Source organism: Amycolatopsis minnesotensis (genome assembly GCF_039529815.1).
In the GTDB taxonomy this organism is placed as follows: Bacteria; Actinomycetota; Actinomycetes; order Mycobacteriales; family Pseudonocardiaceae; genus Amycolatopsis; species Amycolatopsis minnesotensis.
This window is the reverse complement of sequence record NZ_BAAANN010000083.1, coordinates 1-10,963: the sequence shown is the minus strand read 5'-3', so window position 1 is coordinate 10,963 and position 10,963 is coordinate 1. Positions and strand designations below refer to the sequence as shown.

The window sequence follows — 10,963 nt, the reverse complement described above, 5'->3', positions numbered from 1 at the left end:
CGGTGACATCCTCGACAACATCCCGCTCCCGCAGCACAAAGCCGGACTTCAGATCGCCACCCCGGAAGACCTCACGAATACGCACGAAATCGTCATCAAGATGTGAAACGCGGCGAAGAAGCGCCTGCGATTCCTCCGACAAAAGACTCCGGCCCGCGGCCAGAAGCGCTTTCCGCACACCATCCTGCACCGCCTCCTCCACCGCCAGCCGACGCCGCTCCCCAGGGCCACCACGACCAACGACAGAAATATCCAGCGTCCGCCTCGCCCCTTCACCACCGGCCAGCCACCGACCGACAAACCCCGCCACCCGCGACACCACCCGCTCCCGACCCACCACCGACAACACGCCCGACGCAGGATCAACGAACTCACCCCGCAACAGCCCACGCGAGTCCCGGTAAAACTCAGCACTCCGCGCCGGCGACTCCCGCATCTCTATCGTGAACTTGCCATCAGAATCACATATTTCACGAGAGAAGAGCCAAGTCAACTCGAGGTCATTCACCGCCTTCTCGATGTTCCGCACCGCCACCGCGCTCTCGACCTCCCCTCGAAGCTCATGCGCCCGCGTGGCAAGCCGCAACGCATCCCCGAACCGCCTTTCCTCCTTAAGCTCCTCCACCCGCTCCTCAAGACTCTTCACCTCACCCAACTTCTCCGCGAGCTCCTCCAACTCGGCCGCTTCCTCCAGCCTGCCCTCCGCCCGCAACTTCACCGCCGCCGCCACAAACACCTCTACCGGCTCCCTGAACGAAGCGAAGACAAGCTTCGCCAACTCGGTAGTCACACGCGCTTTGATCTCGTCATTTTCATAGTGCCTCGTGTCTTCGAAACTCACCCGCACCACAACATCCGGATACTCCGCACCCGTACTCCCACCCACCGGAACACCCGCACCAGCGATCCGAACCGCCAACTCCTTCCCGAAACCCTTCACCACCTCGCCACCGTCAACACCTTGCCAAGCCGGAGAATCATTGCCCCAGATCCGGAAATCGTCGGCGACAGCCGGCACCACACTCCGGTTAACGCCACTACTGCCCCATGCAAATTCCGTTTCGGTCAGCGCTTCATTGCCAGAATCGACAACCTTGAGGTAAAGGAACTTAGAACCTTTTCCATGCTTTTCTTTTCCAAATTTCACGTGCTTTCGGATCACCTGCTCCACCGTCAACCCGGAGCCCGCAGGAAGCGCGGATATGATCGCCTTGTTGACCAGTTCCGTCACCTCATCGACACGCAGATTAGCATTACCGGAAAAGTGGCCCTCAAGCCAGAGAACAGGATTTTCCCCTTCGCCGGCCTCACCGATGCGCCGCAACAACAGCCCCACCGCGTCACGAACACGCCTCGCCACCGAAGGCAACAGCCCACCCCGATCGGAGTAGCCCAGGTACACACCCGCACCGGCAAGAACCCCTGCCACATCCCCCGCTGAATACGGAGAACCATAACGATAAAACGAAATGCTTGGTTTAGCTTGACTACCGTCGGCCACTAAATTAACGTCGATCCACAAGGGAAGCTTGTCCACATCGATTTGCCACGCCTTTTTCGCGGTATCGTAAATCAGTCCCTCGTGCTCGCCTAGCCGCCTCGCGAGAGCCGACAAAAGCCTCTGACCAACACGCATTTCCATTTCAATCAGATATTTGGGCGACAAATGATTCAGTCGTGCGTGAATTCGGAATTCCGGCAGAGCACGACCATCCCGCGCCAACGGAACCAACTCGTTCACCGCATCATCCACAAACGTCTTCAACTTCTTCTCAGCGTCATCCGACCACTTCAACCGGCCACCCGAAGCCGACACAGCCGCCTGCCACTCAGCCACCGCCACCGGACTCCGACCAGGCTTCGCCAGCAACGGCCCATCAACCTCCACATCAATCACAGGAAGCGGATGAACAGCCGGACCCTCCACCACAGTTTCGACGACCTTGAGGTAAAGGAATCTAGTAGTCTTGCCAGAGGTTTTGGTTCCGAATTTTACGTGACGCCGGATCACTTGCTCCACCGTGAGTCCGGAGCTCGCAGGAAGCGCCACGCGTATCGCCTCGTTGACCAGTTTCGCCACCTCATCGACATGCAAACGTGTAACGCTTCGAGCGTGGAACTCGAGCCAGAGAACAGGCTTTCGCCCTTCACCGACCTCACCGATGCGCCGCAACAACAACCCCACCGCGTCACCAACACGCCTCGCCACCGAAGGCAACAGCCCACCCCGCTCGAAATAGCCCAGGTACACACCCGCACCGGCAAGAACCCCAACCACATCCCCCGCTGAATACGGAGAACCATAACGATAAAACGAAATGCTTGATTTATCTTTATGATCGACTCCTGTTGCAGTGATGTCGATCCACAATGCGAGCTTACTCGTATCGACCTGCCACTTCTTTATCGCGGTATCGTAAATCAGCCCCTCGTGCTCGCCTAGCCGCCCCGCGAGAGTCGACAAAAGCCTCTGACCAACACCCATTTCCACTTCAATCCGATATTTGGATGACAAATAGCTCAGTTGTGCGTAAATCTGAAATTCCGGCAGAGCACGACCACCCCGCACCAACGGAACCAACTCGTTCACCGCATCATCCACAAACGTCTTCAACTTCTTCTCAGCGTCATCCGACCACTTCAACCGGCCACCCGAAGCCGACACAGCCGCCTGCCACTCAGCCACCGCCACCAGACTCCGACCAGGCTTCGCCAGCAACGGCCCATCAACCTCCACATCAATCACAGGAAGCGGATGAACAACCGGACCCTCCACCACCGTACCGCTGCCGACGACCTTGAGGTAAAGGAATCTAGTGCTCCTACCAGAGGTTTTGGTTCCGAATTTTACGTGACGCCGGATCACTTGCTCCACCGTGAGTCCGAAGCTCACAGGAAGCGCCACGCGTATCGCCTCGTTGACCAATTTCGCCACCTCATCGACATGCAAACGCGCAACGCTTCGAGCGTGGCCCTCGATCCAGAGAACAGGCTTTCGCTCTTCACTGGCCTCATCGATGAGCCGCAACAACACCCCCACCGCGTCACGGATACGCCTCGCCGCCGAAGGCAACAGCCCACCCCGATCGAAATAGCCCAGGTACACACCCGCACCGGCAAGAACCCCAACCACATCCCCCGCTGAATACGGAGAACCATAACGATAAAGCGAAATACCAGGTTCAGCTCTACCACTGGCGGCCACCAGATTAACGTCAATCCACAAGGGAAGTTTGCCCGAATCGACCTGCCACACCTTTTTCGCGGTATCGTAAACGAGTCCCTCGTGCTCGCCTAGCCGCCTCGCGAGAGCCGACAACAGCCTCTGACCAACACTAATTTCCAGTTCCATCCGATACTTGGGCAGCAAATGGCGCAGTCGTACGTAAATCTGGAATTCCGGCAGGGCACGACCACCCCGCACCAACGGAACCAACTCGCCCACCGCATCATCCACGAACTTCCCCAACTTCTCCTCAGCTTCATTCGACCACACCAACCGGCCACCCGAAGCCGACACAACCGCCCGCCACTCAGCAACCGCCACCGGGCCCCCATCCGACTTCGCCAGCAACGGCCCATCACTGTTCACGTCGATCTCGGGAAGTGGGTGAACTTCCGTGGGCTGCCCGGCGCTTGCCCAGGTGGAGTCAGCACCCCCCGCGGTGGCACCACTCCGAGCACTCGGAGTACCGCTGGCTCGGGCAGTACCCGCACCAGAAATTTCGACCGGCGATCCATTGGAATCGACAATCTTCAGGTAAAGGAACCTACGGACGTTGTGGTTGTTCTTGATTCCAAATTTGACGTGGCGGCCGACAGCCCGCTCCAGTGACAAATCAATACCCACTGCCCGCAACGCCTCGCCGATATTCTTGTTGACCAACTCGGTCACCTCATCGACATGCGCGGACGACTCTTGGCTAGCATGGCGTTCAATCTGCAGGAAAAGCTGCCGTCCACCGTCGACCGCAGCGTCCTTCACCAACTTGAACAGCTGATCCAGCGCTTCCTTGACACGCCTGGGCGCCGACGGCACCAACCCACCCTGATCACAGTAGCCCAGGTACACACCCTCACCAGTGAGAACCTGCGCCATCTTGTCATCCGACGAACTCGTCTCATCCAACGGATACGGCGAATCATAACGATAAAAAGCCGCATAATTTCGCCCACTAGCGTTCTGACTGGTTCCCTCAGTGGAGTCGATCCACAGCGGAAGCTTGCGCGTGTCGACACTCCACTTCTCCGCAGAACTATTGTAGATCAGCCCCTCATGTCCACCAAGCCGCTTCGCAAGATCCGACAACAACCTCTGACGAACACGACCCACCACCTCATCTCGGTACTTAAACCCAGCCACACTCGCGTAGAAATGGATCCGGAAATCCGGTAGGTGCTGCCAGCCAGCCCGCACCAGGCGATCAACATCATCTACCGCCTTCCCCACGAACTCCTCCAACTCCGCCTCCGTATCGTCCCCCCACCGCTCAAGCCGACCATCGGGAAACGAAAGATCCGCCTCCCACTTCGACCTTACGCGAGCCGACGCATCGGACCTTCCCAGCAACGGCCCATCAATCCTGGGAAGCTTGTATATCACCAGCTCTCTAACCGGAGAGACAACCTTGAGATAAAGAAACCTGCCCGCCAGCGGGGAAATCTTGGCCTCGAATTTGATGTGGTCCTGGATCGCCGTCTTCAATGGCAAATCGACATCTGTGGCCCGCAACGCCTCGCTGAACTCCTTGTTCACCAGCTTGGTTACCTCGTCGACGTACAGGTACTCCTTTTTTTGAGCGTGTCCCCCAATCCACACGAAAGAGTCGCGCCCGCCATATTTTATCAACTTGAGCAGCTGATCCAGCGCTTCCCTGGTACGCCTGGACGCCGACGGAACCAACCCACCCCGGTTACGGTAGGCCACGTACACACCTTCACTGGCAAGCACCTGCGCCATCTTGTCATCTGATGAGATCACATCATCCAGCAAATAAGGTGAATCATAGCGATAGAAACCAACGTAATTTCGGACGGAATTGTAGAGACCTCCCGTTGTGGATTCAATCCACAACGGGAGCTTGTCCGTGTCGACGCTCCACTCGTTCGTCTGATCGTCGTGAACGAGCCCCTCCACATTACCTACTCGTTTTGCCAGCTCAGTCAACAACCGTTGCCGAACACGTCCCACCACCTCATCTTGGTACTTCCACCAACTCCGTCTCGTGTAGTAATGGATCCAGAAATCCGGGAGATGCCGCCACCTAGCACGCACCAACGGCTCAATAACATTCACCGCTTTCACCACGAAATTGCTCAACTCCGCCTCTAGAGCTTCTCCCCACCACTCAAGCCGGCCATCCGAAACCGAAAGGTCGGCCTCCCACACCTTCTCATTTTCCTTTTTCTGCGACGCCACGAAGGCCAGCACATCAGACTTTCCCAGCCCCAGCGCAGGGTCCTGCGCAGCAGGCTTCGGAAGCGGGTAAACTTCCGTGGGCTGCTGCACAGGGCCTGTCGCGACGGAGCTGTCGGCCCTCACACCGATATCGCTCCGAGGCCCCGACGCGCCGCTACCCCGCGCAGCACCCGTACCGCGAGATGTCGTCGAGCGCTTGCGCTGCGCCGCACCACCTTCCGCATCCGTAGGCGCCTGGCGCTTACGCCCCACCGCACCACGCCCCGACCCGACGTCGGGCTGACCTGCCTTGATCCCGGCCACTTCCGAAGGCTCATCCGTATCCCGCTCGGGTAGCGAGTTGCCGGGGAGTGCTTTGGCGGTGGGCATGAACCGGACCCGCAACCCGTGATTCGCGGGTGGGTGGAATTCGTGGCCGGTCTCGCCGCTGATGAAGTGGACTTCACCGTCGGGATCGACGTGCGCGTTGAACAGGTCCGTGTCTTCGCTGTTCTCCTCCTGGACGAGGACGAAGCCGTGTGCGTGCCGCCCTTGCCGTTCGAGGTGCGTCCGGATGGCCTCGAACCCGAATTTCCTGAACCGGGAGCGGAATTCCGTCTTCAACCCGGTCACCGGCTGGGGTGCGCTCGGTTCGGCTCGGTGCAGTACCCCGGTCACCAGGGTCCGGAACGTCGCCAACGCCGCCAGTACACAGTTCGTCCGGAACCCCTCATCCGGGCTCTGCTCGTAATTTTCCCTGTTCACCCCATCAATAACCGCGTAATGCCCGGTCAGCGGAGTCCCCGAGTCCACCAGGACCTGCGGCGGGGAACCCGCCTTCACACCCTCCATCTCCGACACATCCGAGTCCGAACCCCGATCGACATCCACAACAGCATCGTCTCGCCCCGCCTGAACACCCTGGTCCGAAGAAGACAGCTTCGGATCAACCACACTCGGATCGAAACCACCCAAGTTCTCGAAATCGAAGCCGGTGAGTTCCACATCCCGCTGGTCCATGGGGCCAGACTCGAAGCCAAACTGCTCATCCCGCCACGTGTCGTAGTCGAAGTTCGTCCAGTCCGGGATCTGGTCCCCAGCCGTCCAGTCGACGACCGGCCCCTGCACGTCGTCCTCTGGAAGGTTCAGGACATCGGCCAGCTCCATCCCGGGACCGGTGTGCTCCCCCTCAGACACCACCGACATATCCGATGGCTCCGCGGGCTCACCCGGCATCGCCCGCCAGTCGAACTCCTCCTCCGACCCCAGGTCCATCTTGTCCAATTGGGCGAACACATCCTCGCCGACGGGCGGCTCGACAGCCCCGGCGAGCGGGGAGTCGATCACCTCCTCGGCAACATCCCGCTCCCGCAGCTCAAAGCCGGACTTCAGATCGCCACTGCCCCGGGTGACGTCGTGAATGCGCACGAAATCGTCATCGCGATTCGAGGCGCGGCGAAGAAGTGCCTGCGATTCCTCCGACAGAAGGCTCCGGCCCGCGGACCGAAGCGCCTCCCGCACACCATCCTGCACCGCCTCCTCCACCGCCAGCCGACGCCGCTCACCCCGATCACCACGGCCGACGACAGGAATATCCAGCGTCCGCCTCGCCCCTTCACCACCGGCCAGCCACCGACCGACAAACCCCGCCACCCGCGACACCACCCGCTCCCGACCCACCACCGACAACACGCCCGAGACAGGATCGGCGAACTCACCACGCAACGACTCACGCGAGTTCCGGTAGAACTCAGCAGTCCGCGCCGGCGACCCCCGCACCTCTATCGCGAACCTGCCATCAGACACACACTTTCCACGGTAGAACAGCCACGTCACCTCAAGGTTCTCCGCCGCCGTCCGAATGTTCCGCACCGCCACCGCATTCTCGACCTTCTCCCGGAGCTGATGCGCCCGCTGGGCAAGCCCCACCGCCTCCCCAAACCGCTCCGCCCCCTGAAGCCGCTCCACCCGCTGCTCAAGATCCTCCACCGCACGCACCTTGACCGCGAGCCCTTCCAACTCGGCCGCCTCCTCCAGCCTGTCGCCCTCCCGCAACCACACCGCCGCCGCCGCAAGCACCTCCACCGGCTCCCTGAACGAAGCGAAAATGGCGTCTTTCAAGACACTTTGCACATGACGCTGCACACGCTCGTCCTGATAACGATCCAAGTCTTCAAAGAACACCCGCGCCACAACATCCGGGTACTCCATCCCCATACTCCCACCCACGGGAGCACCCGCACCAGCGACCCGAATCGCCAACTTTTTCCCAAAGTTCTTCACTGCCTCGTCATTATCGAAGTCTTGCCACTCCCGGTCATCATCATTCCAAGACTTCAAAGCACCATCGGCACCCCATCCGAAATCACCGTCGACAGCCAGCGTCACATCATCAGGATCGATTATCTTGAGGTAAAGGAACTTTCGGCGGTTGCGGCCGACTCTGGTTCCGAATTTGACGTGGTCTCGGATCACTTGCTCCACCGTGAGCCCGGAGCCCGCAGGCAGTGCCGCACGGATCGCGTCGTTGACCAGTTTCGCCACCTCATCGACATGCAAAGCCGCAACGCTATAAGCGTGGACCTCGATCCAGAGAACAGGCTTTCGCCGTTCACCTGCCTCACCGATACGCCGCAACAGCACCCCCACCGCATCACCAACACGCCTCACCGCCGAAGGCAACAACTCACCTCGATCGAGGTAGCCCAGGTACACACTCACACCGGCAAGAACCCCAGCCACATCCCCCGCCATATACGGAGAACCATAACGATAAAACGAAATATCGGACTTATCTTTATAGTCAACTTTCATTGCAGTGATGTCGATCCACAAGGGGAGCTTATCCGTGTCAACCTGCCACTTCTTTTTCGCTGTATCGTAAATCAGTCCCTCGTGCTCGCCTAGCCGCCCCGCAAGAGCCGACAACAACCTCTGACCAACACCCATTTCCAGCGCAACCCGATACTCGGGCAGCAAATAGCGCAGTCGTGCGTAAATCCGGAATTCCGGTAGAGCACGACCACTCCGCACCAACGGAACCAACTCGTCCACCGCACCATCCACAAACGTCCCCAACTTCTCCTCAGCGTCATCTGACCACACCAACCGGCCACCCGAAGCCGACACAGCCGCCCGCCACTCAGCCACCGCCACCGGACCCCCACCCGGCTTCGCCAGCAACGGCCCATCAACCTCCACATCAATCACAGGTAGCGGATGAACAACCGGACCCTCCACCACCGCACCGGTGTCGACGACCTTGAGGTAAAGAAACCTAGCGCTCCTACCAGAGGTTTTTGTTCCGAATTTTACGTGATCTCGGATCACGTGATCCACCGTGAGCCCGGAGCCCGCAGGCAGCGCCGCACGGATCGCGTCGTTGACCAGTTTCGCCACCTCATCGACATGCAAAGGTGTAACGCTTCGAGCGTGGCCCTCGATCCAGAGAACAGGCTTTCGCCCTTCGCCAGCCTCACCGATGCGCCGCAACAACACCCCCACCGCATCACCAACACGCCTCGCCGCCGAAGGCAACAGGCCACCCCGCTCGAAATAGCCCAGGTACACACCCGCACCGGTAAGAACCCCAGCCACATCCCCCGCCACGTACGGAGAACCATAACGATAAAACGAAATACTGGGCTCAGCTTTGCCAGTGCCGGTCACCAGATTAACGTCAATCCACAAGGGAAGCTTATCCGTATCGACCTCCCACTTCTTTTTCACGGTATCGTAAATCAGTCCCTCGTGCTCGCCTAGCCGCCCCGCAAGAGCCGACAACAACCTCTGACCAACACCCATTTCCAGCGCAACCCGATACTTAGGCAGCAAATAGCGCAGTCGTGCGTAAATCCGGAATTCCGGTAGAGCACGACCACTCCGCACCAACGGAACCAACTCGTCCACCGCACCATCCACAAACGTCCCCAACTTCTCCTCAGCGTCATCCGACCACACCAACCGGCCACCCGAAGCCGACACATCCACCCGCCACTCAGCCACCGCCACCGGGCCCCCACCCGGCTTCGCCAGCAACGGCCCATCAACCTCCACATCAATCACAGGTAGCGGATGAACAACCGGACCCTCCACCACCGCACCGGTGTCGAAGACCTTGAGGTAAAGAAACCTAGCACCCCTGACAGAGGTTTTTGTTCCGAATTTCACGTGATCTCGGATCACGTGATCCACCGTGAGCCCAGAGCTCGCAGGCAGCGCCGCACGGATCGTCTCGTTGACCAGTTTCGCCACCTCATCGACATGCAAACGCGCAACGCTTCGAGCGTGGCCCTCAAGCCAGAGAACAGGCTTTCGCCCTTCACCAGCCTCACCGATGCGCCGCAACAACACCCCCACCGCATCACCAACACGCCTCGCCACCGAAGGCAACAACCCACCTCGATCGAGGTAGCCCAGATACACACCCGCACCGGCAAGAACCCCAGCCACATCCCCCGCCACATACGGAGAACCATAACGATAAAACGAAATATTGGGGTTACTTCTATAATCAATTTTCATCGAAGTGATGTCGACCCACAATGCGAGCTTATCCGTATCGACCTCCCACTTCTTTTTCACGGTATCGTAAATCAGCCCCTCGTGCTCGCCTAGCCGCCCCGCAAGAGCCGACAACAACTTCTGACCAACACCCATTTCCAACTCAATCTGATACTTGGGCGACCAATTGGGCAGTCTTGCGTGAATCTGGAATTCCGGTAGAGCATGACCAATCCGCACCGACTCAACCAACTCGTCCACCGCACCATCCACAAACGTCCCCAACTTCTCCTCAGCGTCATCCGACCACACCAACCGGCCACCCGAAGCCGACACATCCACCCGCCACTCAGCCACCGCCACCGGGCCCCGAACCGGCTTCGCCAGCAACGGCCCATCAACCTCCACGTCGATCTCGGGAAGCGGGTGAACTTCCGTGGTTTGTTGCCCGGCGCTTGCCGGGGTGGAGTCAGCATCTCTCGCAGTGGGGCCGCTCCGAGGCTCCGCAGTGCCGCTGTCTTGGGCATTACCCGTGCTGCGGGACTTCGTCGAGCGCTTGCGCTGGGCGGTACTGGTGGACGCGGCCGGGCGTTTGCGTCCCGCCGTACCGCGTCTGGAGTCGACGGTGGTGGTGGGTTGGCCGGGTGTGATCCCGGTGACTTCGGAGGGTTTGTCGGTGGTGTGGCTCCGCGGTGGTGTGCTGTCCGGGAGTGTTGTGGCGGTGGGCATGAACCACACTCGCAACCCGTGATCGGCGGGCGGATGGAATTCGAGACCGGTCTCGCCGCTGATGAAGTGGACTTCACCGTCGGGATCGACGTGCGCGTTGAACAGGTCCGTGTCTTCGCCGTTCTCCTCCTGGACGAGGACGAAGCCGTGTGCGTGCCGCCCTTGCCGTTCGAGGTGCGTCCGGATGGCCTCGAACCCGAATTTCCTGAACCGGGAGCGGAATTCCGTCTTCAACCCGGTCACCGGCTGGGGTGCGCTCGGCTCCGCCCGGTGCAGTACCCCGGTCACCAGGGTCCGGAACGTCGCCAACGCCGCCAGTACACAGTTTGTCCG

General features: G+C 59.8%; 2 protein-coding genes. One reads left to right on the top strand and one right to left on the bottom strand.

The features are described 5' to 3' along the window. Positions 1 to 10,309 (bottom strand): hypothetical protein (locus tag ABD256_RS43505; RefSeq protein WP_344432177.1); only part of this gene is annotated, 10,309 nt, incomplete at its 3' end. A gap of 339 nt (positions 10,310 to 10,648) precedes the next feature. Here ABD256_RS43505 and ABD256_RS43500 point away from each other — a divergent pair. Further along, positions 10,649 to 10,963, top strand: a 315-nt coding sequence (locus ABD256_RS43500) for a hypothetical protein (RefSeq protein ID WP_344432175.1), incomplete at its 3' end; no start/stop codon positions are given.